General features: G+C 29.7%; 30 protein-coding genes and 1 pseudogene. All 31 read right to left on the bottom strand.

The window, feature by feature from the left end:
* Nucleotides 1-33: 33 nt before the first annotated feature.
* Nucleotides 34-873 (bottom strand): flagellar hook-basal body complex protein, encoded by an 840-nt coding sequence (locus OW763_RS04995; RefSeq protein WP_268039980.1) that lies wholly within the window; start codon nucleotides 871-873, stop codon nucleotides 34-36.
* 39 nt (nucleotides 874-912) lie between these two features.
* Complete coding sequence (locus OW763_RS04990; protein ID WP_268039979.1) at nucleotides 913-1,689, bottom strand: flagellar hook-basal body complex protein; 777 nt, start codon at nucleotides 1,687-1,689, stop codon at nucleotides 913-915.
* A 1-nt stretch (nucleotide 1,690) separates the two neighbouring features.
* Nucleotides 1,691-1,858, bottom strand: coding sequence for a hypothetical protein (locus OW763_RS04985; RefSeq protein ID WP_268039978.1), 168 nt, complete (start codon nucleotides 1,856-1,858; stop codon nucleotides 1,691-1,693).
* A gap of 77 nt (nucleotides 1,859-1,935) precedes the next feature.
* The gene (locus OW763_RS04980; protein ID WP_268039976.1) at nucleotides 1,936-2,418 is read right to left on the bottom strand and encodes a hypothetical protein; all 483 of its coding nucleotides are present in this window, start codon (nucleotides 2,416-2,418) and stop codon (nucleotides 1,936-1,938) included.
* A gap of 81 nt (nucleotides 2,419-2,499) precedes the next feature.
* Entirely contained in the window at nucleotides 2,500-3,228 is a 729-nt protein-coding gene (locus OW763_RS04975) for a FliA/WhiG family RNA polymerase sigma factor (protein ID WP_268039975.1), read from the bottom strand.
* A 2-nt stretch (nucleotides 3,229-3,230) separates the two neighbouring features.
* Complete coding sequence (locus OW763_RS04970; RefSeq protein WP_268039973.1) at nucleotides 3,231-3,887, bottom strand: flagellar brake protein; 657 nt, start codon at nucleotides 3,885-3,887, stop codon at nucleotides 3,231-3,233.
* Nucleotides 3,888-3,899: 12 nt separating this feature from the next.
* Nucleotides 3,900-4,775 (bottom strand): MinD/ParA family protein, encoded by an 876-nt coding sequence (locus OW763_RS04965; protein ID WP_268039972.1) that lies wholly within the window; start codon nucleotides 4,773-4,775, stop codon nucleotides 3,900-3,902.
* Complete coding sequence (gene flhF / locus OW763_RS04960) at nucleotides 4,772-5,938, bottom strand: flagellar biosynthesis GTPase FlhF (protein WP_268039971.1); 1,167 nt, start codon at nucleotides 5,936-5,938, stop codon at nucleotides 4,772-4,774. The genes OW763_RS04965 and flhF overlap by 4 nt, the downstream gene beginning before the upstream one ends.
* A pseudogene (gene flhA / locus OW763_RS04955) lies at nucleotides 5,935-8,007 on the bottom strand (flagellar biosynthesis protein FlhA). The gene flhF and the pseudogene flhA overlap by 4 nt, the downstream one beginning before the upstream one ends.
* 20 nt (nucleotides 8,008-8,027) lie before the next feature.
* Nucleotides 8,028-9,872 carry a fused FliR family export protein/FlhB family type III secretion system protein gene (locus OW763_RS04950; RefSeq protein WP_268039970.1) on the bottom strand — a complete coding sequence of 615 codons (1,845 nt, stop codon included), beginning with the start codon at nucleotides 9,870-9,872 and terminating at the stop codon, nucleotides 8,028-8,030.
* 13 nt (nucleotides 9,873-9,885) lie between these two features.
* Nucleotides 9,886-10,155, bottom strand: coding sequence for a flagellar biosynthesis protein FliQ (fliQ, locus tag OW763_RS04945; RefSeq protein ID WP_268039969.1), 270 nt, complete (start codon nucleotides 10,153-10,155; stop codon nucleotides 9,886-9,888).
* Between the two features lie 10 nt (nucleotides 10,156-10,165).
* Nucleotides 10,166-10,936 carry a flagellar type III secretion system pore protein FliP gene (gene fliP, locus OW763_RS04940; protein WP_268039968.1) on the bottom strand — a complete coding sequence of 257 codons (771 nt, stop codon included), beginning with the start codon at nucleotides 10,934-10,936 and terminating at the stop codon, nucleotides 10,166-10,168.
* Nucleotides 10,936-11,289 (bottom strand): flagellar biosynthetic protein FliO, encoded by a 354-nt coding sequence (gene fliO, locus OW763_RS04935; RefSeq protein WP_268039967.1) that lies wholly within the window; start codon nucleotides 11,287-11,289, stop codon nucleotides 10,936-10,938. The genes fliP and fliO overlap by 1 nt, the downstream gene beginning before the upstream one ends.
* Nucleotides 11,290-11,301: 12 nt before the next feature.
* Nucleotides 11,302-11,781, bottom strand: coding sequence for a flagellar basal body-associated FliL family protein (locus OW763_RS04930; protein ID WP_268039966.1), 480 nt, complete (start codon nucleotides 11,779-11,781; stop codon nucleotides 11,302-11,304).
* A 1-nt stretch (nucleotide 11,782) separates the two neighbouring features.
* Nucleotides 11,783-12,514 carry a flagellar motor protein MotB gene (locus tag OW763_RS04925; protein ID WP_268039965.1) on the bottom strand — a complete coding sequence of 244 codons (732 nt, stop codon included), beginning with the start codon at nucleotides 12,512-12,514 and terminating at the stop codon, nucleotides 11,783-11,785.
* Nucleotides 12,507-13,313 carry a motility protein A gene (locus tag OW763_RS04920; RefSeq protein WP_268039964.1) on the bottom strand — a complete coding sequence of 269 codons (807 nt, stop codon included), beginning with the start codon at nucleotides 13,311-13,313 and terminating at the stop codon, nucleotides 12,507-12,509. Before OW763_RS04920 ends, OW763_RS04925 begins: the two co-directional genes overlap by 8 nt.
* 12 nt (nucleotides 13,314-13,325) lie before the next feature.
* Complete coding sequence (locus OW763_RS04915) at nucleotides 13,326-13,517, bottom strand: flagellar FlbD family protein (RefSeq protein WP_268039963.1); 192 nt, start codon at nucleotides 13,515-13,517, stop codon at nucleotides 13,326-13,328.
* Nucleotides 13,518-13,745: 228 nt separating this feature from the next.
* Nucleotides 13,746-14,963: a flagellar hook-basal body complex protein gene (locus OW763_RS04910; protein ID WP_268039962.1), complete on the bottom strand. Its 1,218-nt coding sequence runs from the start codon at nucleotides 14,961-14,963 to the stop codon at nucleotides 13,746-13,748.
* An 87-nt stretch (nucleotides 14,964-15,050) separates the two neighbouring features.
* Entirely contained in the window at nucleotides 15,051-15,443 is a 393-nt protein-coding gene (locus OW763_RS04905) for a TIGR02530 family flagellar biosynthesis protein (RefSeq protein ID WP_268039961.1), read from the bottom strand.
* An 86-nt stretch (nucleotides 15,444-15,529) separates the two neighbouring features.
* A complete protein-coding gene (locus tag OW763_RS04900; protein ID WP_268039960.1) occupies nucleotides 15,530-16,246 on the bottom strand; it encodes a flagellar hook capping FlgD N-terminal domain-containing protein in 717 nt (238 codons plus the stop codon).
* Between the two features lie 12 nt (nucleotides 16,247-16,258).
* A complete protein-coding gene (locus OW763_RS04895; RefSeq protein WP_268039959.1) occupies nucleotides 16,259-17,734 on the bottom strand; it encodes a flagellar hook-length control protein FliK in 1,476 nt (491 codons plus the stop codon).
* Between the two features lie 20 nt (nucleotides 17,735-17,754).
* Nucleotides 17,755-18,192, bottom strand: a complete 438-nt coding sequence (gene fliJ, locus OW763_RS04890; protein WP_268040632.1) for a flagellar export protein FliJ — start codon at nucleotides 18,190-18,192, stop codon at nucleotides 17,755-17,757.
* An 83-nt stretch (nucleotides 18,193-18,275) separates the two neighbouring features.
* Nucleotides 18,276-19,586: a flagellar protein export ATPase FliI gene (gene fliI, locus OW763_RS04885; protein WP_268039958.1), complete on the bottom strand. Its 1,311-nt coding sequence runs from the start codon at nucleotides 19,584-19,586 to the stop codon at nucleotides 18,276-18,278.
* 91 nt (nucleotides 19,587-19,677) lie between these two features.
* Nucleotides 19,678-20,445, bottom strand: coding sequence for a fliH protein (locus OW763_RS04880; protein ID WP_268039957.1), 768 nt, complete (start codon nucleotides 20,443-20,445; stop codon nucleotides 19,678-19,680).
* Nucleotides 20,429-21,442 carry a flagellar motor switch protein FliG gene (gene fliG, locus OW763_RS04875; protein WP_268039956.1) on the bottom strand — a complete coding sequence of 338 codons (1,014 nt, stop codon included), beginning with the start codon at nucleotides 21,440-21,442 and terminating at the stop codon, nucleotides 20,429-20,431. Before fliG ends, OW763_RS04880 begins: the two co-directional genes overlap by 17 nt.
* Before the next feature lie 6 nt (nucleotides 21,443-21,448).
* Nucleotides 21,449-23,017: a flagellar basal-body MS-ring/collar protein FliF gene (gene fliF / locus OW763_RS04870; RefSeq protein ID WP_268039955.1), complete on the bottom strand. Its 1,569-nt coding sequence runs from the start codon at nucleotides 23,015-23,017 to the stop codon at nucleotides 21,449-21,451.
* A 17-nt stretch (nucleotides 23,018-23,034) separates the two neighbouring features.
* A complete protein-coding gene (fliE, locus tag OW763_RS04865; protein ID WP_268039954.1) occupies nucleotides 23,035-23,334 on the bottom strand; it encodes a flagellar hook-basal body complex protein FliE in 300 nt (99 codons plus the stop codon).
* 11 nt (nucleotides 23,335-23,345) lie between these two features.
* On the bottom strand, nucleotides 23,346-23,777 hold the full coding sequence (gene flgC / locus OW763_RS04860; protein WP_268039953.1) for a flagellar basal body rod protein FlgC: 432 nt from the start codon (nucleotides 23,775-23,777) through the stop codon (nucleotides 23,346-23,348).
* Between the two features lies 1 nt (nucleotide 23,778).
* Nucleotides 23,779-24,186: a flagellar basal body rod protein FlgB gene (gene flgB / locus OW763_RS04855; protein ID WP_268039952.1), complete on the bottom strand. Its 408-nt coding sequence runs from the start codon at nucleotides 24,184-24,186 to the stop codon at nucleotides 23,779-23,781.
* Nucleotides 24,187-24,739: 553 nt separating this feature from the next.
* Nucleotides 24,740-25,639: a flagellin N-terminal helical domain-containing protein gene (locus OW763_RS04850; protein WP_268039951.1), complete on the bottom strand. Its 900-nt coding sequence runs from the start codon at nucleotides 25,637-25,639 to the stop codon at nucleotides 24,740-24,742.
* A 136-nt stretch (nucleotides 25,640-25,775) separates the two neighbouring features.
* Nucleotides 25,776-26,027: a hypothetical protein gene (locus tag OW763_RS04845; RefSeq protein WP_268039950.1), complete on the bottom strand. Its 252-nt coding sequence runs from the start codon at nucleotides 26,025-26,027 to the stop codon at nucleotides 25,776-25,778.
* Between the last annotated feature and the right edge of the window lie 269 nt (nucleotides 26,028-26,296).

The raw sequence follows: 26,296 nt of genomic DNA, 5'->3' as shown, positions 1-26,296 counted from the left end.
ATACCCTATCCCAAGTTCTTCACTCCTTTAGTTTTATCTACCTTTTAAATTATTTACCATTCCCCACATTTCATCTGCTGTTGTAAGCGCTTTAGAATTCAATTGAAAAGCTCTCTGAGTTATTATCATATCAGACATTTCCTTACCCAAATCTACATTTGAATTTTCAAGGAACCCCTGTACTATATTAGAATTCTTTACTCCAATAACATCAGCTTTTATGTTATTTCCATATTCATCCTTTATAGTTTCAGGTACATATAAATTTTGTCCTATACTTTTCATAGAATTTTGTCCTATTGTATTATATATGTTTATTTTAAATATTTTATTTTTAATAACGTTACCACTATCATCTATTACACCACTAACATATCCCTTAGAATCTACATTAAAATATTTCTCATCAAACTTCCTTGTGCTACCCTGTGAATTTATATTTTGTCCATTTTGATCAATAATAACCAATCTCTTCCCACTGTTGTCAACAACTCTTCCTTCAGCATCAATTTTAAAAGAACCACATCTAGTATATGCTTCTTCTCCATTTGATAAATTAACTTTAAAATATCCTTTACCATCAATAGCTAAATCCATCTTCTTATTTGTTTGTACCAAATCTCCCTGTGAATCATTATGGTATATTCCTGTTGCCTTTACTCCACTACCAGTAAAAACTTTTTTCTCTCCATCCTTACTATTTGATACAGGATATCCATCTCTTTTTAAAGTTTCCTGCATCAAATCCTCAAATCCTACATCAACTTTTTTATATCCTTTAGTACCTACATTAGCTAAATTATTTGAAATAGCATCTAATTTATTCATTTGCGCTTCCATTCCACTTTTGGAATTCCATATGCTTCTAAACATGCTTATCCCCCTCTCTTAATTGTTAATAGCCAGTTTTTATCATACTTTTCCAACTTCATTAACTGTCTTTTCTAATGATGCATCAATCGATTGAACAGCTTTTTGATTACTTTCGAACATTCTTAAAGTCATCATCATATTTGTCATTTCATTCATAACATTAACATTAGATTTTTCTAAAGCATACTGTCTTATTTTACTGTTACTTTGAAGAGGATTTTCTCCTTTATAAAGATTTTCACTTACCTTTTCCAATGAATTGTTATCCTTAAAATTTGCAATATAAAGTTTATAAGCAATTGACTTATCTATACTAATTTCTCCAGATTCATTACAGTTTATTTTTCCCTTTCCAACATATATAGGCTCTATATTATTTGTTTCAATATTTTTCGCTAAAACCTTATCTCCTTGGTCATTTACTAAATATCCTGCATTATTGATATGAAAGTGTCCGTTTCTAGTATAATAATTCTCTTTATTAAATCCATTTTCACGAGAAACTGCAAAAAAACCACTTCCATTTATAGCAAAATCAGTATCTCTATTAGTATTCTCAACAACTCCTTGACCATAGTTAGTAAAAGTTTCATCAATTTCACTACCCATAGATAATTTTCCTAAAGTATTTTTTACATTCTTGCCATTTATCTCTTTATCATAGTTTTCAAGTAAAACATCATCAAATTTTTTAGCTATTAAATTATCACTTTTAAACCCAACAGTATTCGCATTTGCTAAATTATTACTTATAACATCTTGTCTTGCTTCTTGTGTTATAAGTCCTGAAACTGCAGTATATATTCCTCTAATCATTTTATTTCCCCCCTACTTTTTCTTGTTCAATTGAAATATTTTGATTATTCATTTCTAAATTTTTATCTTTAATAACCTTTTGCTCATCTTTATATTCCATTCCATATTCTCTTGCTTTCATTTCAATTTGATATTTTGATAAATTCACCTTTATTTTTGTATTTATCATTAAAAGAGTTCCAATTATTAAACCTATTCCAATTCCAACAAGTACTTTTCTGTCACTTAAAAAATCAATTATATTTTTTATTTTAAATATAATTCTTTTATTAATAGTACTTCCCCCTTGCCAATTTTAAGTTTATCTGCTATTTGTTCAACACTTAGTCCTTTTTTTATAAGTTTGTCTATTTCATTTATCTTAACACTATTATCACTTGTGTTATTATGTATTTCTTCAATATTTTCTATTTTTTCTTCTTGGCATACGTCTTTTTTTTCCTCAAATTTTATTTCTTGTTCTAATCGTTCTATCTTCTCAATTTTTTGAAAATTCATATTTTCATTTAATTTAATTTTATTTTCAATATCTACTATTTGAGTTTGAAGTTCTAATAATGTTTCAGCAAATTCTCTCCTAACTTTGCCTATTTCAACTTGAAATTCCTGCATATTATCTGAAGCACTAGTAAATGCTTCTTTAAAAGAATTTTTTTCTTTATTTATTGCCTTTATATTTAGCACAATTAATATAATTCCAGCAATTAATAAAATTATAGCTGTGCTCATTCACTCACCTCTTCTTACCATATTTATCAGTGCAAACCATAATCCATTCAAATATGTAAAACATATAAATTTTAAATCAATTTAAATTTTATATTTAAGCTTCATCAACATTTTTCTTAGATTAACAATGCCCCTACTGTGTAGTTGGCAAACTCTTGATTCTGAAACTCCCAAAATCCCGCCAATTTCTTTTAGCGTTAATCCCTCATAATAATATAAAGATAGTACAGTTTTATCTTTTTCTTTCAGCATATCCAACGCTTTTGCTAGATATTCGAGTCTTTCTTTGTCTTCTACGTTTTTCTCAGGATTAGGACTTTTTTCATCTCTTATGGTACCAATTAATAACATATCATCATCTTCTGAAAATACTATTCCTTCTAATGAAACAACAGCTATATAATTTATGTAATTTTCTATTTGACCCACATTACTTATGCTTATCCCCATTTCTTCAGCAATTTCTTTTGTAGTAGGATCTTTTAAATTTCTTTTCTGCAATCTTTCTATTGCACTATTATAACGATTAAGCTTGTCCATAGCTCCTTTTGAAATAGGACTATTTTTCCTAATTTCATCTATCATAGAACCTCTTATTCTTATGGATGCATATGTAGAAAATTTCATTCCTTTACTTTCATCAAACTTATTAATAGCATCCATAAGCCCAATCATTCCATATCCCAGTAAGTCTTCAAATTCAATATATTTACTCTTCCCAATAATAACTCTAGAAGCAATATACTTAACCAATGGAATATACTGCTTTACTATTTGTTCTCTCACCTCTAAATTACTCACTGTGGACATACCTAATCCTCCTTTAATCCTTTTTTCATTTGTTCACGCATAATGGAAAAAACAAATTGCACTATCCTATCTTGTTCATTCATACTTAATTCAATAAATTTAATACCACAAATACTATTTTTCAATTCATCTTTTACAGCTCTTATTACTTTACCTTTTACAATCATTGCCCCTTTTTTCATAGGTAATACTACTAAGATTGAATCTCCTGATTTTATATTAGCTTTAATCCTTAATTTAGTTCCGCCGCCACTTAAGTCTAGTATAACAGCATCAAAAAATTTCATTTCTGATATAGTTTGCTTATTTATAGTCATTTTCTTTTCAATCACTGCATACTTTCCATTAAACAATACAGATACACGTACAAATTTTCTTCTCTGAATTTTTTTAAATTTTTTAGGTATCTTTATCCAAAGCAAAGGTATATTAGCCTGTTCTCTCTTTACAACTACTGATGAAAACTCATATATACAAGTTTCATCATAATACAAAACATCAATTTTTTCATCTTTTCTAAGAGGCAAATATTGAGTTTCTTTTATTGGAATACTTATAGCTAAATAACCACTTTTAATATCTTGAATATCACAATTATAAAATTCATTATTATAAATTATATCTATCTTATTATTTATCTTAAAATTCAAATTACTCACACCTAACCTCCATTATGAAAAAACACTAAATATTTTCTTAAATAGACTCTGTATTCCTGTACCAGTGTTACTATTAACATCTCCGCATAGTTTTAATGCTATGTTTTTTATATCTTGAGCAGCCTCACAATTGGGGTAATCAATCACAAATGGTTTTTGATTTCTAACTGCTTTTATAAGCTTTCTATCTTCAGATATATTTCCTAAATGTTCAAGCTTAATATTTAAAAATTTTAGTACAGCATTATTAAACTTTTTAAAAGTCATATCGCCTTCCTTGTAATCCAGTACTCTATTTATAATAACTTTTGCTGTTGACTTGATTTTAAAATGGGTAACCGCTTTAACAAGACTGTAAGCATCTGTTAAAGAAGTAGGTTCTGGAGTAGTAATTACTATAAGTTCTTGACAACAATATATGAATCCTAAAACAGTCTTATTTATTCCTGCTCCTGTATCCATAATTATAAAATCAAATCCTTTAAGAGAACTTAATTTTTCTAAAAAAATTTTTCTCTTATTATCATCTATTTCATCAATTTTATTTAAACCTGATCCACCTGGAAGAAGCCTTATCCCAAAGGGTCCTTCAATTACTACATCATCAATTTCTTTTCCATACAATATTATATCATAAATATTGTATTTTGGTAAAAAGCCCATTAACACATCATCGTTTCCCATTCCTACATCTGCATCAAATATTAATACAGACTTACCCATTTTCTGAAGAGTAATACCTAGATTTACAACAAAATTACTTTTTCCAACTCCACCTTTTCCAGATGTAACTGTAATAATTTTTGCTTTTTCATCATTATAATCTAAACCTTTATGTAAACTTTTTTCTTTAACTAACTCCCTTAATCTCTGTGCTTGGTCTATCATATAACTTTCTCTCCTAAAACAAGTTTGCAAATTTCTTCGTCGCTTAATCTTTTTAAATCATCTGGTACATTTTGCCCTGTAGTAACAAAGCTGAGAGGTTTATTAGCTATATCTAAAATATTCAATATAGATCCATAAGTTGTTGTTTCATCCAACTTAGTAATGATTACATTGTTAAAATTCAGTACTTTATATCCTTCAATAATAGCCTCAACATCCTTATCCTTTGTCGTAGAACTCACTACCAAATATATATTATCTGTATTAGTTTTTTGTATAAAAGTATTAAGTTCAGCTATTTGTGATTCATTCTTACTGCTTCTTCCTGTTGTATCAATTAGAACTATATCGCAATCTTCCATACTTTTTAATGCATTTTCCATATCTTCTAATGTAATTACCATTTCAAAGGGTATGCTCATAATATTTGCATACGCTTTCAATTGCTCCACCGCCCCTATTCTATATGTATCAATAGTTATAAGTCCTACCTTTTTCTTTTCTATTAATGCAAATTTTCCTGCAAGCTTTGCAACAGTAGTTGTTTTACCAACTCCAGTTGGTCCTACTAAAACAACAGTATTTTTGAATTTATCATCAGATGCTTTTATCATCTTTTTTATTGAAATCCTAACTCTTTCATATTCATCTATATTTTTATCTAAACTTCTTGCTCTAGCCAATATTTTTTTAATAGTTCTATCATTTAAATCATTTTTCTCAAGTTTAATTCTTATCTTACTTTTTCTGCCGCCATTTTTTTCAGTTTTGTTTACTAAATCATTTATCACGGCCTTCATTTCCTGCATTTCTTTTAGCATTTCATCATTTATTTTCGAATTAATTTCTTCTTTTTTTTCTATTGGTTTTTTTTCTTTTATTTCTTCCTTTAAATTTATTTTTTCTTTGCTTTGTATATTAGGTGTCTTGTTTTTTATAGCTTTTTTTATAATATCAATACTTTCTTTCATAGAATCATTAACTTTGTTTTTATTATTATCCACAGCAGCTGTAACTTCTATAGCTTTAGATGAAAACCATCCTTTAACTCCTGATTTTCTAATTTTTCTCTGACTTATTATTACAGCATCTTTTCCTAATTCATATCTTATTCTCTCCATAGCTTCATTCATACTGTTAACTATGTATTTCTTTATAATCATTGGTGAGTAACAACTCCTTCGGTTCTAATCTCTATATCATTAGGTATTTCATTCAAAGATAATATATTAACATTTGAAAATGCCATTTCAATGAGCTTCCTTAAAGCGGGTCTAATTTTAGGTGATACTAAAATTACAGGTTGATTATTGTAAAAATGTACAGTATCCAAAACATTTTTTATAGAATCAAATATCCTAGTTGTAATTTCCGGATTAATCGCTGGAAAAGATCCCTGCATAGATTTTTGAATATTGTTTCCAATTATCTGTTCAAGTTCTGGAGCTAATACTGCAACCGTAATCCTCCCACTTTCATCTACTAATGGATTGCATATTGTTCTTGCAAGTGCAAACCTCACATATTCAGTTAAGAGTTCAATATCTTTAGTAGTTGTTGAATTATCTGCTAAAGCTTCTAATATTGTTACCATATCCTTTATAGAAATTTTTTCTTTTAAAAGGTTTTGGAGTACTTTTTGAACCTCTCCAATTGTCATTAAATCAGGTATCAATTCTTGAACAACTGTACTGTATTTTTCATTTACACTGTCTATTATCATTTTAGTTTCCTGTCTTCCTAACAATTCATATGAATGAGCCTTAATAGTTTCTGTTAAATGAGTAACCATAATTGTAGTTGGATCAACAACAGTAAATCCTTTAATTTCAGCTTCTTCTCTTTGATCATTATTTATCCATAGAGCTGGAAGTCCAAATGTAGGCTCTATAGTCCTAATACCTTCAAGTTCAATTTCTTCTCCACTTGGATCCATACACATAAGCATATTAGGCATAAGTTCACCTTTTACAATAGCAGTACCTCTAATCTTAATTATATATTCATTAGTTTTTAGTTGAAGATTATCTCTGATTCTAATAGGCTGTACAATTACTCCCATTTCAATTGCACACTGTCTTCTTACAGAAGCAATTCTCTGAAGCAAATCTCCTCCTGTTCCTTCATCAGCAAGTGGTATAAGACCGTAACCTATTTCTATATCCATAGGTTCTACCGAAATTAAACTAGTAACATTTTCAGGTTCTCTTTTTTCGGTTTCAATTAATTCTTCCTCTTCCGTTTGAATTTGCATAATAACCTTTTCTTTTTCTTCTTTATAAAGGAAATAAGCACTAATTCCATTTGCAGCTGCTAACACAAAAAACGCAAACTTAGGAAACCCTGGAATAAAACCTAAAATCATTAAAATAACAGATGCTATAGCTAAAACTTTTGGAAATCCAGTTAACTGTTTAATAAGTAAATTACCAAAATTTTCATTAGTAGAAGACCTAGTTACTAATATACCTGAAGCTGTAGAAATCAATAGTGCTGGAACCTGACTCACTAGTCCATCACCAATTGTAAGTCTTACATATGTAGTAACTGCTTGACCTGCTGGCATTTTTTCAATTACAACTCCTATTATTATTCCAGCAATTATGTTTATAATAGTAATTACTATTCCAGCAATAGCATCTCCTTTTACGAACTTAGATGCTCCATCCATAGCTCCATAAAAACCAGCTTCTTGTTGAATCTTTTCTCTTCTCTCTCTTGCTTCAATTTCAGATATTAACCCTGCATTTAAATCAGCATCAATACTCATTTATTTACCAGGCATAGCATCTAATGTAAATCTTGCTGAAACTTCCGATACCCTACCAGCACCATTTGTAATTACAACAAATTGGATAATAACTATAATTAAAAATATTATTATACCAACTACAAAATTCCCACCTACAACAAATGTTCCAAAGGTCTCAATTATATCTCCAGCATAATGATCTCTAAGTATTAATCTTGTAGAAGATATATTTAGTCCTAATCTAAAAAGTGTTGTAACTAAAAGCATTGTAGGAAATACTGAGAATTGTAGAACTTCTGTGGTAAACATAGTTAACAAAATAATAACTGTTCCAACTGTAATATTCAGAGCTATAAAAATATCTAAAAGGAGTGTTGGCATAGGAATAATTATCATAAGTACTATTCCTATAACACCAAAAGCTACTAATATATCCGAACTATTTTTAAGTTTTTCATTTAGGTTTCCCCTTTTTTCCAAAGCACTCACCCTTTACTATATTACTTTCTTGTCCTTTTAAGTTTATGTACTAATGCCAAAATTTCTGCCACTGCTTGATACATTTCTTCAGGAATTTCTTTATCCAAATCGACCTGTTTAAATATAATTCTAGCAAGAGGCTTGTTTTCAATAATAGGCACCTCATTTTCTTTTGCTATTTCCTTGATCTTTATTGCAAGATAACCGCTTCCTTTTGCTACAAGCATAGGTGCACTTCCACTTCCATCCTCATACTTTAAAGCTACTGCTATATGAGTAGGGTTAGTTATAATAACTGAAGCATCTGGAACTTGCTGCATCATTCTGCCCATAGCCATTTCTCTTTGCTTCTGTTTTATCTTACCCTTTACTTGAGGGTCTCCTTCTTGCTGTTTAAATTCTTCTTTTATTTCTTGCTTTGACATTTTCATCTCTTTTTTAAATTGATATTTTTGATATACAAAATCTATTATAGATATAACTATCATAGCTAATGCAATTCTAAAAAATATATCAGCGACTAACTTAAGAAATTCTATTACAATAGCATAAATTTTTAAGTTGCCCATATTTAAAACTTGAAAAAGATTATTCTTTAAAAATTTATATCCTATATAACCTACCACTGTAATTACAGCAATATCCTTAAAAAGTTCTACTACAGTTCTTAAAGAAAACATCTTTTTAAAGCCACTTAAAGGATTTAATTTCTTGATATCTGGTTTTAAAGTTTCTGTGGTATTAATAACACCCGATTGCATAAAACTGCCCATAGTACCTATTAGCATTATAGGTACTACAACCGGTAAAAAAACCATTGAAATTCTTAACAAAACAGTTATCCATATTCCCTGCAAACTACTATAATTAAGTTCTATATTAAAATTACTTCCTAAAAATTGAATTATATTGCTTCTAAAAGAATTTATCACATATTCCCCTAAAGTTATCAAAATAATAGCCGATGCTAATAAAGTAAGTGCTGATGTTATTTCCTTACTTTTAGCAATTTGTCCCTTTTTCTTAGCTTCGTTTAATTTATGTGGTGTTGCTTCTTCCGTTTTTTCTCCACCATCATCTGCCGCAAAAATTACTATAAGAGGTATCATTTTATATATTTGCCTTATAGTATATGGTATATTGTCAAATCCACTGATGATAATTTTACAAAACATAGGAAGTGAAAGTGAAACTACAGTTAATCCTAATAAAATCTTTACAGGCATACCTAAAATCATCACATTTAACTGTGGAACAGTTCTTGCAACTAATCCCATAGTTAAATCAGTTAATATAATAATCAATACTATCGGTATTGCTATTCTCAAACCTAATTCAAAATATTTTATAAAAACTTCTATAACGTGCATAGCACTTTTTTGTGATAAAATGAATTTTCCAATATGTATAACATCAAAAGTTTCTACTAAAGTTTTTATCAACATATGATGTCCATCTATAATTAAAAATATAATTAAACTAAGCCAATATAATATTCGCTCTATCAATGTAACATTACTGTTGGCACTTGGATCAAACATAGACAGCATTGCAAATCCAACTTGCATATCCATCATGCTTCCTGCATACCTAATACAATAAAAACATAAGGTTGTAATAAATCCTAAGGTTAAACCAGTTGTAATTTCAGTAATACCAAACACCATTAATTGAAAATTGCTATTTATTAAATTTACACTTGAATAATCAATTCCTGGCAAAAGCATAAATGCTATACTAGCAGGAAGAATACCCTTTATAATCTTAGGAGTTCCTTTTGGGAAAAATACTGGTACAACCATGAAAAAAGCAGATATTCTTAAAAATACAAGTATAAAGGCTGTAAAATAAACTGTATTAATCAAAATTTCATCCCACCTATTGTGTTATGTTTGCGATAATTTCAAATATTCTTTCTGTAAAACTCATAACTGTCTGTCCCATAAATTTAGCTCCAACAAGTCCGACTAAAGCTACAGTAATCAATTTAGGAACAAAAGTCAAAGTCTGTTCCTGAATTTGAGTCGTTGCTTGAAATACACTTATTATAAGTCCTACAGCTATAGATACAAGTAGAATAGGGGCTCCAGCTTTAAGTGCTGTAGTTATCGCATCCTTTAATATACCAATTACCATATCTTCACTCATTTAAAACACCTCACGAATAACTCATAATTAAAGATTTAACTAAAAGATACCATCCATCTACCATAACAAATAATAATATTTTAAACGGCAGAGATATCATTACAGGTGGCAACATAAACATTCCCATAGACATAAGAACACTTGCTACTACAATATCGATAATTAAAAATGGTATATAAATTAAAAATCCTATTTTAAAAGCGGTTTTAAGCTCACTAATTATAAAGGCTGGAACAGCTATATGAAGCGGCACATTATTCTCAGTTATTTCGGATTTGTCTATCCTTGAAATATCCAAAAATAACTCTAAATCTTTTTTTCTCGTTTGCCTTAGCATGAACTCCCTTATAGGCTTAGAACCTATTTCAAAAGCCTGTTCTTGATTTATTTTATTTTCAAGAAATGGCTGTATAGCTTCATTGTTAATTTTATTGTACGTTGGTGACATAATAAAGATAGTTAAAAACAAAGCAAGTCCAACTAACACCTGATTAGGTGGCGCTTGTTGAGTTCCCATTGCACTTCTCATAAACCCAAGCACAACAATAGTTCTTGTAAAACTAGTCATCATTACTATAAAAGAAGGTAATACAGTAAGCATTGTTAATATTATAAGCAATTTAATATTATCAACATAATCCTTTGGTGTGCTTGCTTTATCTATTGAAATATCTATATTAGGTACAGGTATAGTATTAGGTTCTGCATATACATTTGTCTTTATTGTAAACAGAACACATATTAGTGCTAATATCATTATTAAAACATTTTTCTTTTTCATTATTTATCTTCCTTTTTAGTCTTAAGTTTCGTAATCATTTCTTTCATATTTACGCATTCAGAAATATTTTTAGATTCTTCAATCTTTATCAATTCCTTATCATCTAATTCTTTTAGTATTTCAATACTACCCTGAGTTGAGGACATAACATATCCTTTTTCACCAATTTTAATTATGAAAAGATAATTTTCTTTAGATAAAGGCATTCTATCAATTACCTTCATATATTTTCCATTTTGTATATTTTGCAGTTTTTCTCCACCAAATTTAAAAAATAAATATATTAAAAATATTATAAATGGTAAAAACACTGCAACCTTTATAAACATATCAATTGTTTCTTTTGTTCCCATATATCAACTTCCTTATTGAACTATAATTTCTGAAAAATAAACATCTGCTATTTTTCCTTTTTGGAGTAGTGGATTTACTTTGTTTTTAATTTCTTCCTTTAACTTTTTTACTCCATCTTTATCAAAATCTTCATTAGTTTTACTTCTTAAAACTGCATTTACAGCATCTCGCATAATAGGCTTTTTATCCTTCAATTCAACCTCTAATTGTTTATTTTCTTTTATATTAGCATATCCAATATAAATAGTTGTTTTTAAATATTTTGCAGCTGTTTTACTTTTTAGATTAACTATAAATTCATCTAATGAAAATGTTTTTTGATCCAACATTACCTTAGCACTATCTGAATTAGCAGCTTTTTGTTTATTTCCACTTGCAAAATAATATCCAGCAAAAGCTCCTCCGCCTACAAGAATAGCTGTTAACAAAACAATTATTACTATTTTTAAAACATTTGCTTTTTTTTCTGATTTGCTTTGAATTTCGCTCATACTACTTCTTCTCCTTTTTACTTGCTGTTATTAATATATTTACACGTCTATTTTTGGCCCTATTTTCATATGTATTATTTTGTGCTATAGGACGATACTCTCCATAGCCAGCAGCTTGAAACATTCCAGGGTTTTGTCCTTTTATTTGAACAAAATATTTTAAAACATTAACAGCTCTTTGAGTAGATAGTTCCCAGTTGCTGGGATATCTGTAATTATGGATAGGCACATTGTCTGTATGCCCTTCAACTATAATCTCATTTGGAATAGAAGATATAAGCTTATTTATTTTATTTAAGATTTCCTTACTCTGCTCCTTTATTTCTGCCTTTCCAATATCAAATAGAACATTATCCTTAAGCTCCATAATTATTCCTCTGCTGTCTCGCTTTATTTGAACTGTTCCATTCAAATCATTTTCCTCTATAAAACCTTTTACTTTATTATACATTTCATTACTATTACCAGGATTTTTAGGTCCAAGTTCAACTGGTTGTCCTACAATGGGCACTTCTCCATCATGTAAACTAAACTCTAAAATTCCATTACTGCTTTTCCCAGCCATTATCGATTGAAGTGAATTTGTTAATTGCTGGAATTTTGCTGCATCAACTGTTGAAAATGAATAGAGTAAAACGAAGAACGTTAATACTAAAGTTATAGTGTCTGCATAAGTCTGCAGCCATTCTTCACCTCCACCTTGTTCTGGTTGATTTTTTTTTCTTCTAGACATCTTCTCCCACCTCACCAGCTGATTGACTTTGATAATATTTTTGTTTATCATCTGGATTTAAGTAAGATACAAGTTTTTCTTCAACTACTCTCGGATTAACGCCAGACTGAATGGCAAGTACACCTTCAAGCATCATTTCTTTTACAGTTATTTCCTGACCACTTTTATACATTAAGTTAGCACTCATAGGATTCAATACTAAACTTGCCAATAGCGAACCATAAAATGTTGTTATAAGTGCTTTACTCATTCCTGGTCCAAGACTTGATGGGTCATTAAGGTTTGCAAGCATTTGAATAAGTCCAATAAGAGTACCAAGCATACCAAAAGCTGGTGCGTACCCACCCCAAGCTTTTAACATATCAGCACCATCTTTATGCCTTTTTTCCATTTCTCCAATTTCAAGTTCAAGAATATCTTTTATTGTTTCAGGTTCAATACCATCAACTACCATCTGAAGCCCTTTTTTTAGAAAGTCATCATCTACTTTTTCAATATCATCCTCAAGAGATAATAATCCTTCTCTTCTTGCTTTTTTTGAGAGTTCTGAAAAACTATCTAAAATCTCAACTCCACCCATACTTGTTTCTTTAAAAGCTTGTGCAACTACCTTTACAAGCCTTTTAAACTCAGTTATCGGGTAGTTAATTAATAATGCACAAAATGAACCTCCCACGGTTATAGCTATGGATGATGGATCAATGAACATTCCTACTGTTCCTCCATTTACCATTCCAAAAATAATCATACCAACACCGGCTATCATACCTATAAGCGTGAGCATATCCTGTCTTTTCATCACAACTGCCTCCTATGAATACATTGTAAAGATTTTTCTCTTGTACTCAATAATTTTTTCTACTACTTCCTTTGTAGATTCAAGTACAATATATTTTTTCCCATTAGTTAATGTAATTAACGTTTCAGGCATTTCTTCAACTTTTTCTATATGATCTGCATTCAAAATCATTGTCTTATTGTTCAACCCAGTAACATTTATCATGTTAAAACCCCCAACTTTTTTTCAGTTAACAATTACGAGTTAAGAATTAAGAGTTAAGAATTAACAATGATATATGTTTTTCTTTCAGAAAAACTATAATTATATTTTTATTAATCTAAGTTTTACATTAAGCAAAACAACAATAATTGTTAATTCTTAATTTTTATGATACTCTTAACTGCTAATGTCAATTTATTGACACAGCATATCAACTCTCAACTATATTAACTATCTTTTAAGATTTACAAGGTCTTGAAGAATTTCGTCACCAGTACTAATCATCTTTCCATTTGCTTGGAATGACCTTGTTGCTTCTATCATCTTAGTAAACTGTTCTGCAATATCTACATTTGACATTTCAAGACATCCATTTACTACAGTACCAAATGACTTAGAATTATCTACAGCTTTTGCGTTTTGATCAAAACCATCGCCACTATCATAATGTCCAATATATCCACTTTTAAGTAAAGGATCACCGGAGTTTGGTGATTCCTTTACACAGTTTCCACCAATCTTTTGTAGACCTCCAGGGTTAGTAAATGAAGCCATAGCTAATTGACCTATTACAGAAGTACTACCATCATCTAAAGTTGCTTTAATTAATCCATTTTTATCTATAGAAAAATTTTTAACTCGCACCTCTCTGCACTTTTTAGGATCATCAGGATCAAAAGTTCCATCTTCTTTAGGACATTTTATCATTTCAGGAATTTTTATAGTTTTAAGCTCATTTTGATAATTAGTTGATGTTCCTCCGTCTTTATCAACTTTGTTAGTAGCTACTCTTATTGCACTAAATTTCTCAGCATCTATAGAGTTTGCGTCAACAAAATTAATCTTTCCACTATCATCCATACTTTGAATTGTGTTTTTATCTGCACCATCTGTACCATATTTTTCAGCCTTATTATCAACTAAAGAATATCCAAGTGCTCTGTACCCTGCAGAAGTAATCAAATTTCCTTCTTTGTCAAGCTTGAATGAACCATCTCTTGTATATAAAACATTAGCCTCTCTTGGATTATCAACCATTTTGTGTGTATCTGAATCAACTTTTATTGTTTCTTTTCCTACTTCCTTATTATCACCACTTTTATCCGCACCATCATTAAACAATGTCGGTCCCTCTGATACAACAAAATACCCATCTCCATCTATAGCACAATCAAGATTTCTGTTTGTAGGCTGAAAATTTCCCTGAGTCAAAACAGTATCTACTCCTACTATAGAAGCACCAAGACCTACCTGAATTGGGTTACTACCTCCACGAGTTGGAGTTGGAGATGAAGCATCTGTCATACTCTGACTTAAATTATCTGCAAAGCTTACTGTTTGAGCTTTATATCCTGTAGTACCCATATTGGCTATGTTATTACCTATAATATCTAAAGTTGTTTGATTCAAATTTAATCCACTTATAACTGATGACATTGATCTTAACATATTTTAAAACCTCCATTTTTTAATTAACAATTGTATTTTCTCTGCTTCCATCATTCAGCAGAGAATGGGCTTCCTTTCGGTCCAGCCTTATAATAAAACTACGCTATCAATATTAGTAAATACATTTCCTTTACTTTCTTCACTATCAACAGCAGTTATTACTGTTCGATTTTTTATACTTGTAACCAAAGCTGCATTTTTATATAGAATCAAGGCTTCCTTTGCTCCTTTTTCTTTAGCTTTGTTAATACCTTCATTTATACTCTTCATATCAACTTCATTAAATCTAATATTTCTCTCTTTAAGCCTTTGAGCTGCATGCTTTGATATAGTAAAACTTTCATCTTTATTTAATTTACCTTTTAGTATTTCATCAAAACTGTTTTCTTTTGTTATCTTATTGGCTTTTTTCTGACTATCATAAGCCTGCGGAAAATCACCAACAGGATACAGTTTTCCATTTACAACTCTATATCCCATATACATCACCAAACTTTTTATTCTAATATTTCTTATTTGTTATCCATACTTTCAAATCGATAAATTATCTAGAATGTACAAATACTTTATGATTCTGTATTTTCATTATCACTAGTATCACCATTATCAGTATTATCATCACTATTACCAATAAGTTCTTCATACTTAATATTTATCAATTCTTCCTTCTTATCACCTATATCCACAGTTAATTTAATACCTTCGGAATCTTTAGTTACTGATTTAACAAAGCCTCTTCCATATACTTGTTCCCCATCTTTTTCAATTTTGAATTCAACAAGTTCTCCAATAAGTAAAATAGATGTTGCTAAATCTTCATCAGTAATAATGTCTTTTGGTGAAGCTCCTGTTGCATGAACTACATCTTTATAATCAAACTCTTTGTTTTCATAGCTTACTGCACCATTCTTTATGTTTTCTTTTATAACTCTAACCTCTACCTTCATAGAGCTTCCTTGTTTTTTTACTCCAGTAACAATTCCTTCATATGGTAGTCCATCCATATCATAATTGTTCAGCTTGACTTTCCCTCCAATTAAAGAACTCGCAGCATTAAAGCTCATTGTATTGTTTAAATTCGCCATTTGCTCTAAAGATGAAAACTGTGCCATTTGAGAAATAAATTCTGTTCCATCTTTTGCATTAGTTGGGTCCTGATTTCTTAACTCAGCAGCCAAAATTTTGAAAAAGGCGTTTTTGTCCATTTCCTGACTGCTTTTTACTATTCTTGTTCCATTTTCTGTAACATTTTGCCCACCATAAATACCATCTACACCTGCCATTGTTTTACCCCCTTAGGCGAACATATTTAAATTTCTGATATCTAAAATTTCTGATTCAGATATATTAGAATCATCTTCATCATCAATAGCTGAAATCAATCTATTTCTGCTACCTTTATTTTGTTGATTATTTTGACTTGCTGATTCGTTATTGAAATGGTCATTACCATTATTAATATCTACAGCAAAACTTTGAATTTTAATTTGTTGATCACCAAGCTTATCACTTAAATCTTGAATATTTGAATTAAGTAAATTATAAGCTTCTTTATTTGAAGCAGTAATATGTGCTTTCATCAATCCACTTTCCATAGTAAGCTTTATTGTTAATTCTCCTAATCCTTCTGGCATAACTTTTACTGTCATTTCTTTCATATTGTTCAATTCAATATATTTAACGTTTTTAATCACATCATTTATAAAGTTACTTCTATTAACCACCATATTTTGTGGTCTAAATGATACAGAATCACTCTGATTAATTTTGTTAAATTGAGTCATAAAGTTAACTGCTTTATTAATTTTAGAACTTCCATCATTTTTGTTGTCAGATAATAATTCTTTTAATAACTTACTATCATCATTATTATTTTGATTAAACAAGTCATCACTTTCAGAATTTTGTAAACTACCTACTGCATTTTGAGATTTGATTTCCTGCTGAACCACATTTGTATTTTGGTTAATTTTAGCACGTCTTAGTTGAGCTATATCCATCTTAAAACTTTCTTCCATATTAGATGGTTGTCCATCTTCTAATTCAAATAACTTACTCTTTATTTCTTTCAATATTTGCTCTTCAACTTTGCTATCCATATTGTTGTTTAGCTTCATGGAATCTAAGTTTTTCTTTACTGCCTCAATTATTTCATTTTTTAGATTACTTGAAATATCCTTATCAGCGTTTTGTAAAAGCTTGTACAGCATAAGCTTATTAGCATCTGTATCATTCAAAGCAGATTTTTCTCCTAGAATATCTGAAAAGTTTTTCTTTAGCACTTCAGCTATATCATTTTTAAGATCACCTTTTTCTGGCATATCTGTAAAAACCAACTTTGATATATCATCACTTAATGCATCTATAAATTCCTCTGAAGTATACGAATTTTCATCAGCCTTTAGTAGCAATTCATTTAAAGTAATTTTACCATTTAAAAATTTCTGAAGCAAAGTCAATAATTTCTCATCAACTTTTTCACTATCAGTTAAATCTTCAGCTTTATCATCATTAATTTCGGATTTTTTTAACTCTGTTTTACTTAAGCTTTGATTATTATCTTTAACAGTTTTATCGTCATTATTTTGCAATTCTGTTTTTAAATTTTCATCCTTAATTTGTTGTGATTTTATTTCTTTATTAGCAATATTAGAAAACACTTCACCAAACTCACTTTTCTTTTGTGTTGAATCGTTTTTTAAAGTTTTTGTATTAGTTCTTGTTGAAGCAGTTTTAATATTTTTCACAGCGTTTATAACAGCACCATTCATTCTTTTCACCTCCTTTCAAATTACTTGTTTTTTAAATTTCTTATAAAACCATAAAGAGCAAATTCATCATTGTTTTTTTGTTCTATTAACTTTTGCTCCTTAATATAAGCTTGTTGTTGTTTATCCTTAAGGATTTCAACAGTTTTTCTTTCTATCTGCCTCTGCTTTAACTCTTCTCTCTTTTGTTCTAAAACTCTAATTTTATTTTCAAGTTCTACTGACGTATCATTTATGTTAAGAGCCAATGCATTGGAATAATTTAGTCTTATCTTTCTCTGTAACCCACTACAGTTAAAATCAATTTTTGAATATTTATTATAATTTTTTTTCAACTCTTCTAATCTATTCTCAACTTTAATTTTTTCTTCTTGAGATTTTTTAAATATTCTCTTACTTTCTTCTTCTTTATCACATCTTATATCAAGTAATTTTTGAAGTCTAAAATTAAAAGCCATAATATCACCTACTTAATAAAAGTTAACACATTGGGATTATTTCAATATTTTATTGCTTTACTTACTATACTACTTATTTAGGAAATTTATTTAAACATACTTTTAATTCTTTCAATACTTTCATTAAAACTACAATGTTCATCTATTCCCTGTTTTAAATAGTTAGTTATAGAATCAATATATTTAATAGCTAAATCTACTTTTTCATTACTTCCTTTTACATAAGCACCTATATTTATTAAGTCTTCTGAATTATTATAAGTAGCCATTAAGTCTCTTGCAAAAGATGCTGCATTTTTATGCTCTTCATCTGCTATTTGAGACATAAGTCTGCTAACACTACTTAACACATCAATAGCTGGATAATGGTTTTTTGCTGCTAAATTTCTAGATAAGACTATGTGTCCATCCAAAATACCTCTTACTGCATCTGCAATAGGTTCGTTAAAATCATCTCCATCCACTAATACTGTATAAAATGCCGTAATTGAGCCTTTTTCTGACATGCCTGATCTTTCCATAAGCCTCGGCATCATAGCAAATACAGAAGGAGTATATCCTTTAGTAGCAGGTGGTTCTCCAATAGCAAGTCCAATTTCTCTTTGTGCCATAGCAAATCTTGTTACTGAATCCATCATAAGGATAACTTTTTTACCCTTATCTCTAAAATACTCTGCTATAGCAGTAGCTGTAAAAGCTCCTTTAAGTCTTACAAGAGCAGGTTGATCAGAAGTTGCACAAACTATTATTGATTTTTTTAATCCTTCTGCGCCTAAATCTTTTTCTACAAATTCTAAAACTTCTCTTCCTCTTTCACCTATAAGAGATATTACATTTACATCTGCTTTAGCTTCTCTTGCAATCATTCCAAGAGTAGTACTCTTACCAACACCACTTCCTGCAAAAATCCCTATTCTTTGACCTTCACCACAAGTTAAAAAACCATCCACAGCTCTTACACCTGTTGCAATAACATCTTTTATTCTTCTTCTCTTAAGAGGATCTGGTGGAGCTGTATCTAGTGGATATTCAACTCCATTCTTAATTTCTTCACCTCTTAATGGTCTTCCAAGGCCATCAAGAACTCTCCCAAACAGTTCTTCAGAACATTTTACACTTAAAGGTTTTTTAGAAGAAACCACCTTGCATCCTGGCGCAATTCCATTTAATTCACCCAAAGGCATTAAAATTATATTTTTTTCTTTAAATCCTACAACTTCACAAATAATAGGTTTATTTTTTTCATTGTATATAGTACATACCTCTCCAACAAAAGCTTTGATTCCTTCTGCTTCTATGGTAAGTCCAATAACCTGTTTAACCATTCCCTCTACATATTTAAAATCATATTCTTTTATTTTTTTTTCTAATCCCGCAAAATCTAGTGAAATACTCAAAGCTAACCAATCCTCTTTTATTATTTAGGTGCTAGGAATCAGGTACTAGGTACTAAAACATCTCTCCTAATATCTAAAATCTAGTACCTAGTTAGGCTTCATTCTCAATTATTTCTTTAATCTTGTCCAGGGCATCATTTATGTTTATTTCAATTTTCCCATTTTCTCTTTGAATTATTGCACTACCTTCTTGTAGATTATCATCTGGTACTATAAAAATTTCTCCCTTGAATACAACTCCCTGTTTCCAGATATCTATTGTAGATTTTATATCTTCCACATAATTACTTCTACATTTAATAATTACAGTTTTAGACTTAACCGCCATTTCCATTGCATCAATAAGCATACTACTTACAGCATTTTCATCCTTGATTTCTCTTTTAAAAACATTTTCAATAATAGTAAGTATAAGACTTTTTATTTCTTCTTTTTTTTCATCTAAATATTTTACATATTCTTTCTTAGCTTCATGCAACAGTGCTTCAGCATTATTATTTAAAGTTCTCACTTCATTTTCAGCTCTGCTTTTGACCATAGTACAATATACATCAGCTTCAGCAGCACCTTTTTCATATCCATTCTGATATCCTTCTTTTTCTCCCTTTTCATAAGCTTTTTTGTAAGCTTCTTCTTCTATAATTCTAGCTTCCTGATATGCTTTAGCTAAGAGATTATCACTTTGTTTTCTAGCATTTTCCAGCATAGTTTTTGCTAAAACCTCATAGTTTTCTATAAAATCCTTAGCATTTTTTTCTGATAATTCTTTCTTTTTTTGAATACCATAATCTGTATCTATTTTTTTCTCTCCAGTTTCAACAACGCTTCTGTTCTTTATAACCTTATACGATGATAGCATCCTCTCCACCTCTTGAAATAATTATTTCACCTGCATCTTCTAACCTTCTTATTATACTAACAACTTTCTGTTGAGATTTCTCAACATCCATAAGTCTTACAGGTCCTAAGAATTCTATATCTTCCTTCAATGAAGTAGCTGCTCTCTTTGATTGGTTCCTGAATATTGCATCTGCAACACCTTCTGAACATCCTTTTAATGCAAGCGCAAGCTCCTTTGATTCCACTTCACGAAGAACTCTTTGTATAGATACATCATCCAATGTAAGAATATCTTCAAATACAAACATAGATTGTTTGATTTTTTCTGCTAATTCTGGATCTTCTCTCTCTAAACCTTCTGTAATATTCTTTTCTGTTGTTCTATCAACCTGATTTAATATATCAACAATTGTTTCTACTCCACCAATAGAAGTTGTATCAGTTCTTACAACTGATGATAATTTACTATTTAGTACCTTTTCAATTTCTTTAATTACCATAGGTGAAGTAGTATCCATAGTTGCAACTCTAAATGCTACATCCGTTTGTATATCTTCTGGAAGTTCTGCCATTATTTGTCCTGATTTATCTGGCTGAAGATAACATAATATAAGAGCTATCGTTTGAGGATGTTCGTTAGAAATAACATTTAATAATTGATGAGCATCCGCCTTTCTAGCAATAGCAAAAGGTCTATATTGTTGAGTAGCTTCTGTAACCTTGTCCAAAATTTCTCTAGCCCTTTGAGTACCAAGCGCTTTGCTTAAAAGATTCTTCGCATACTCAAAACCGCCTTCCAAAATATAATCTTTTGCTTTATTTATTTCTATAAATTCTTCTAAGATTTCGCCTCTTTGCTCCTGTTTAACCGATGTTATATTAGCTATTTCATAAGTTATTTTTTGAATTTCTGAATCCGGTAATTTTTTGATAATACCTGAAGCTGCTTCTGGTCCAAGAGTTATAAATAGAATGGCAGCTTTTTGAACACCAGTTAATTTATTTTCTTTTACCATATGCTATCACCTTTCATCCTCTGCCATCCAAGATTTTATAATTTCAGCAACCTGTTCTGGTTTTTCAGAAGCATATCTCTTAATTTCATTTTCCACATGATTTCTTTCATTATCTTCCTCAAAATCAATTGGTTCCAGTGTTTCTTTTGGCTGTATATTATCATCGATAACAACATCCATACCTTGAATTTTTTCTTCTTTCTTCACTTTTTTTGACTTTTTAAGTGATATTAATATCACAAGTAACATTATAAGCGCTGCAGCACCAGCTCCTATATATTTATACATAAGCATCTTCTTTCTGTTTTCTTCTTCCTCTGCTGCTTTAGCTTCCTGTTCTATTGCCGCTTCACTGATTCCACTGTTAAACTTCATTCCTTCAATACTTATAATATCTCCTCTTGATTGATCATAAGAAATAGCAGCAGCAATTGTGTTTTTTATTTTATCTTTTTCTTCTTCATTTAAATCCTTATCATTAACTATTACAGAAGCCGCTATTCTTTTAATTTTACCTGGGGATGATACCACTTTTTCTTCAATTTTACCAACTTCATAATTTTTCTTATATTCTTCATGACTTGAACTTATTACATTTCCATTTTCATCAGTATATGTATTAGACATATTATCGTCTATTGGACTTCTATTCTCTTTTTCAGAGCTTGAAGTATTAATATCTTTTTTTGATTCTTCACTTATCACAACTGGATTTTTGTCCCAGATAACAGAAGTTTTTTCTGCTGCATCAAAATCCACTTCTACATCAACAGCAACTTGTACTCCCTTTATATATGTAGATGATAATAACGATACTATTTTCTTTTCATATTCTTTTTCTAAATCTTTTTCATATTCTCTTTGTCTTGTTGTAGCTGTTCCTAAATCTACATTTTCTTCATTTTCAAATAAATTCTCGCTTAACTCTTTGGTAACTCCATTTATAATTCCAATAACCTTAACATTTTCTTTTGGAAGATTTCTAACACTTCCCGTAACCAATGAAACTATAGCCTTGATTTGGTCTTTTGCTATGTTTTTGCCTGGAGTAACTTCCAAAGTTACAGAAGCTGTGGCATCCTCTGATTCTCTAAAAAAGTTACTTTCTTCTTGCATAACTAATTGAACTTTGGCTTGTTTAACTTCTGGAAATGTTCTTATAGTCTTAGCAAGTTCTCCTTCAATAGCAATTTTGTATTTTGTTGCTCTTTCCTTATCTGTCATTCCAAACTTACTTCCCTCATCAAGTATTTCATATCCTCGATTTCCATTAGTAAGCTGTGGAACAAGATCCATTCTTAATTCTGCCACCTTATCTTCTGGTACCCTTATGGTATTATTTTTAACAGTATATTGAATTTTCTTCTCATTAAGCTTAGCAAGTACTGTTTGTGCATCATTAGGATCCATCTCCCTAAACAGCACGACATAATTAGTAGCATTAAGATAAACAGTTAAAAATATAATTGAAGTAATTACTCCTACTGTAAGTACACTATAAGCTATTTTTTTCCCTTTGCTAAGTCCTTTGAAACTCTCTGCCAGTTTCTTTATATGTTGTTTTATTTTGTCCATTTACTTAGCACTCCCTATTACACCTGCATTCTATTCAGCTCTTGATAGCCCTCTACAAGTTTATTTCTTATCTGTACAGTAAGTTTCAATGCCATATCTGCCTCTGCAGTTTTCACCATAACTTCATGAATATCTACATCTTCACCCTTTACAAAAGCTTCAGTTGTTTTTTCTGCGGTCAACTGTTTATTATTAACTTCATCTAATTTTTCCTTTAAAACATTTGCAAATCCTGAACCATTGGATAATTTACTTTTTTCTTTTGTTTCATTTTTTGAATATATCTTAGTGTTTGGAATAAATCCGTTAATCTTCATAATATTCTCTCCTATCTACCTATTTGAAGTGCTTTCATAAACATACTTTTTTCTGAATTCATTGCAGTAACATTCGCTTCAAAGGCACGATATGCCACCATCATGTCCGCCATCTCATTTAAGATATTGACATTAGGCATTAGAACATATCCTTCTTCATCTGCATCTGGGTGTGAAGGATCATAAACTCTTCTTAAAGGCGATTGATCTTCTTCAATTCCTACAGCCCTGACCCCTTTTAACTTAGATTCATAAGAATTTGTAGATTTGTTTAATTCATTACTCAAATTTTCTTCAAAAACAGCAACTTTCCTTCTATAAGGTTGTCCATTTTCGCCTCTTGTTGTGGAAACATTTGCTATATTAGACGCAACAGTATCCATCCTAAGCCTCTCAGCTGAAAGTCCGCTAGCACTTATTCTAAGAGAATTGAAACAACTCATATTACCTTCCTCCTGTTATTACATATTTTGTCATTGACATTCTCGAATTTAATTCAGTTACCAACGCATTATATTTAAGATTATTAGCTGCTAAGTTAACCATCTCATTATCTATGTCTACATTATTACCATCTTTTTTCATACTTGTACTTTCATCTCTTTTTATGTTAATTTCGCCATAATCACTATCGTTATTACTAATGTGTTTTCTATTGGTTTTTTTCAATTCAAGTTCATTCTTAGATTCTTTTAACGTATCTTCAAATGTAACATAATTTTTTTTATAACCTTTAGTATTAACGTTAGCTATATTATTAACTATAACTTTTTCTCTAGTTGCCGAAGCATCTAAACCTCTTTTTAAAATGTCATATGTTTTTTGACTTTCAGATATATTTCCTATGTTCATTAAATCCTCCCCTTTGTTACTATATATATTATACAAAAAACTACTAAATTCCTTCTTGACATACATTTTTTCTTATTTTTATGTCTGATTTTATCATTTGTTAAAACCATTTAGCATTTTCTAACATTACACAACATATTTTTTACATTAATTAGTTGTTTCTATACAAATATGTCTTCTTCTAATATTATATAACATCATTAAATATTTTTAAATAGTTTTAAATATTTTTTATATAAAATTAAATTTTAAATTAAATCACGCATACTTTAATTCAAATTTTATTAGTATTAAAATTTTCATGTATTAATGCCTATATTTTTCTATTATTAAAAACAAAAACCAGAACAACTAATTATTAACTACTTGGTAATACTCAAAGCATCAATAACTAATTATACTGGTTTATATCTAACAAAATAATTCCCATTCTATATATCATGCTAGCTACTATTTTCACTTTATACTCAGTTTTAATACCATTATTATTTTACAATATTTTGCTGTAAATTTCAATTTTTTCAATAAAAATATCCAGACAAACCATAACAGCTTATCTGGACCTTACATTTTCTAATATTCTTAAAATATCCTGTGGAAACTTATTTGACTGTACCATCATTGCATTTCCCGCTTCACTCAAAATATTATTTCTAGTAAATTCTATCATTTCTTCGGCTATATCTGCATCTCTTATTTTACTTTCTGCTCCTTGTATATTATCATGTATTTCTCCTGTTTTATTATAGGTACTTTCAAATCTGTTTTCTAACGCACCATATTTGCTTTGTACCCCTAACACACCATCTATTGCTCCATCTATTACAGATAATGCTTCATCTACGCCTAAATTTAAAATTCCTCCTGAAGCATCAGCATTAGTATTTAATTTATTTAATGAATTGTTTTCGCCACCTATATTATTGCTAGATATATCATACATTGGTATATCCACTTTTTCACCAACATTAGCACCTATAGGCATACTCAATATTTTACTCGGACTATTATTATCATAAATAACATTTGGATTTTTTTCTGCATTTAATAAAGCTACCCCATTAAATTCTGTATTTTTAGCTATATCATCAATACCTTCTATCATTTGATTAATTTCTTTTTGGATAATCTCTACATCTTCAGAATTATTAGCACCACTACCCGCTTTTACAGTAAGTTCTCTTACTCTTTGAAGCATAGATGTTATATTGCTAATTCCTCCATCCGCTGTCTGAAGCATACTAACACCATCTTGAGCATTTTTTTGAGCTGCTTGAAGTCCTCTTAACTGCATCCTCATTCTTTCGCTGTTTGCTATAGCATTAGGATTATCCTTTGCACTATTTATCTTGTATCCAGATGATATTCTATTTAAAGCACCACTCTGTCTTTGCAACGCTTTATTATATTCTCTATATATATTAAGAGAAGCTAGGTTATGACTTAATCTCATATTATCAACTCCATTTTAATCATTATACTCTAAAGATATTATCGTATTTATAATTTAATACTTTAGTACCATTTATATATGTAATTACCCAAGCAAAAATATAAAGCACCATCAGCTACTGCCTTACCACTGATGCTCATTCAAGTATTCTTTTATCTTCTTTTCTTCTACTTTCACCATCTAATGCTCTAACCTGCTGTGCTAAGTTATTTACCCTAGCATTTAATACTTGTATCTCTTTTTCAGTAAGGTTTTCCTGCTTAACTTGCTTTGCTAAACATCTCATTTGGAACAACTTTTTCTCCATGATATCCAGCATCTTCTGTCTATACTTTACAAGCTTAAACTCTTGCAATAGCTCTTCTATTAATTCTTCTCTTTCATTCATGCAAACACCTCCTATTTTGATTTTTTCTATTTTTCTTCTATAAATTCCATAATATTATTATTTTTTTATATACCAACCATAAAATATTTATTTGGCATACAATTTCCAGTCACATTAAATTTTTCTCCATTTTTTCACCTCTTCTTAAGACTTATTTTACCACATTTCACTTCCTTTAAACATAAAAGAAACTACAAAGTCTAGCTCTGTAGTTTACATTTTACTTAAATTAAAATTACACTCTAGTATATAATTTTAAAAAATCAGTA

The sequence above is a fragment of the Clostridium aestuarii genome (genome assembly GCF_026735135.1).
Taxonomy (GTDB): Bacteria; Bacillota; Clostridia; order Clostridiales; family Clostridiaceae; genus Clostridium_H; species Clostridium_H aestuarii.
The sequence above is the reverse complement of the archived record's forward strand: the minus strand, read 5'-3'. Positions and strand labels throughout refer to the sequence as shown.

Coding starts and splice junctions, on each gene's coding strand:
- fliQ (WP_268039969.1), bottom strand. CDS start 10,155: ATGAGTGAAGATATGGTAATTGGTATATTAAAGGATGCGATAACTACA.
- fliF (WP_268039955.1), bottom strand. CDS start 23,017: ATGGACAAAATAAAACAACATATAAAGAAACTGGCAGAGAGTTTCAAA.
- fliP (WP_268039968.1), bottom strand. CDS start 10,936: ATGAAAAAGAAAAATGTTTTAATAATGATATTAGCACTAATATGTGTT.
- OW763_RS04925 (WP_268039965.1), bottom strand. CDS start 12,514: ATGTCTAGAAGAAAAAAAAATCAACCAGAACAAGGTGGAGGTGAAGAA.
- OW763_RS04985 (WP_268039978.1), bottom strand. CDS start 1,858: ATGATAAATACAAAAATAAAGGTGAATTTATCAAAATATCAAATTGAA.
- OW763_RS04910 (WP_268039962.1), bottom strand. CDS start 14,963: ATGTTAAGATCAATGTCATCAGTTATAAGTGGATTAAATTTGAATCAA.
- OW763_RS04930 (WP_268039966.1), bottom strand. CDS start 11,781: ATGAGCGAAATTCAAAGCAAATCAGAAAAAAAAGCAAATGTTTTAAAA.
- OW763_RS04895 (WP_268039959.1), bottom strand. CDS start 17,734: ATGAATGGTGCTGTTATAAACGCTGTGAAAAATATTAAAACTGCTTCA.
- OW763_RS04850 (WP_268039951.1), bottom strand. CDS start 25,639: ATGAGATTAAGTCATAACCTAGCTTCTCTTAATATATATAGAGAATAT.
- OW763_RS04980 (WP_268039976.1), bottom strand. CDS start 2,418: ATGAGCACAGCTATAATTTTATTAATTGCTGGAATTATATTAATTGTG.
- OW763_RS04965 (WP_268039972.1), bottom strand. CDS start 4,775: ATGATAGACCAAGCACAGAGATTAAGGGAGTTAGTTAAAGAAAAAAGT.
- flgB (WP_268039952.1), bottom strand. CDS start 24,186: ATGAACATAGGAAATATATCTGAAAGTCAAAAAACATATGACATTTTA.
- fliO (WP_268039967.1), bottom strand. CDS start 11,289: ATGGGAACAAAAGAAACAATTGATATGTTTATAAAGGTTGCAGTGTTT.
- OW763_RS04975 (WP_268039975.1), bottom strand. CDS start 3,228: ATGTCCACAGTGAGTAATTTAGAGGTGAGAGAACAAATAGTAAAGCAG.
- OW763_RS04920 (WP_268039964.1), bottom strand. CDS start 13,313: ATGAAAAGACAGGATATGCTCACGCTTATAGGTATGATAGCCGGTGTT.
- fliG (WP_268039956.1), bottom strand. CDS start 21,442: ATGGTAAAAGAAAATAAATTAACTGGTGTTCAAAAAGCTGCCATTCTA.
- OW763_RS04995 (WP_268039980.1), bottom strand. CDS start 873: ATGTTTAGAAGCATATGGAATTCCAAAAGTGGAATGGAAGCGCAAATG.
- fliE (WP_268039954.1), bottom strand. CDS start 23,334: ATGAAGATTAACGGATTTATTCCAAACACTAAGATATATTCAAAAAAT.
- OW763_RS04915 (WP_268039963.1), bottom strand. CDS start 13,517: ATGATAAATGTTACTGGGTTGAACAATAAGACAATGATTTTGAATGCA.
- OW763_RS04905 (WP_268039961.1), bottom strand. CDS start 15,443: ATGGGATATAGAGTTGTAAATGGAAAACTGTATCCTGTTGGTGATTTT.
- flhF (WP_268039971.1), bottom strand. CDS start 5,938: ATGATTATAAAGAAATACATAGTTAACAGTATGAATGAAGCTATGGAG.
- OW763_RS04845 (WP_268039950.1), bottom strand. CDS start 26,027: ATGAATGAAAGAGAAGAATTAATAGAAGAGCTATTGCAAGAGTTTAAG.
- flgC (WP_268039953.1), bottom strand. CDS start 23,777: ATGAGTTGTTTCAATTCTCTTAGAATAAGTGCTAGCGGACTTTCAGCT.
- OW763_RS04990 (WP_268039979.1), bottom strand. CDS start 1,689: ATGATTAGAGGAATATATACTGCAGTTTCAGGACTTATAACACAAGAA.
- OW763_RS04900 (WP_268039960.1), bottom strand. CDS start 16,246: ATGGCAGGTGTAGATGGTATTTATGGTGGGCAAAATGTTACAGAAAAT.
- OW763_RS04880 (WP_268039957.1), bottom strand. CDS start 20,445: ATGCTATCATCGTATAAGGTTATAAAGAACAGAAGCGTTGTTGAAACT.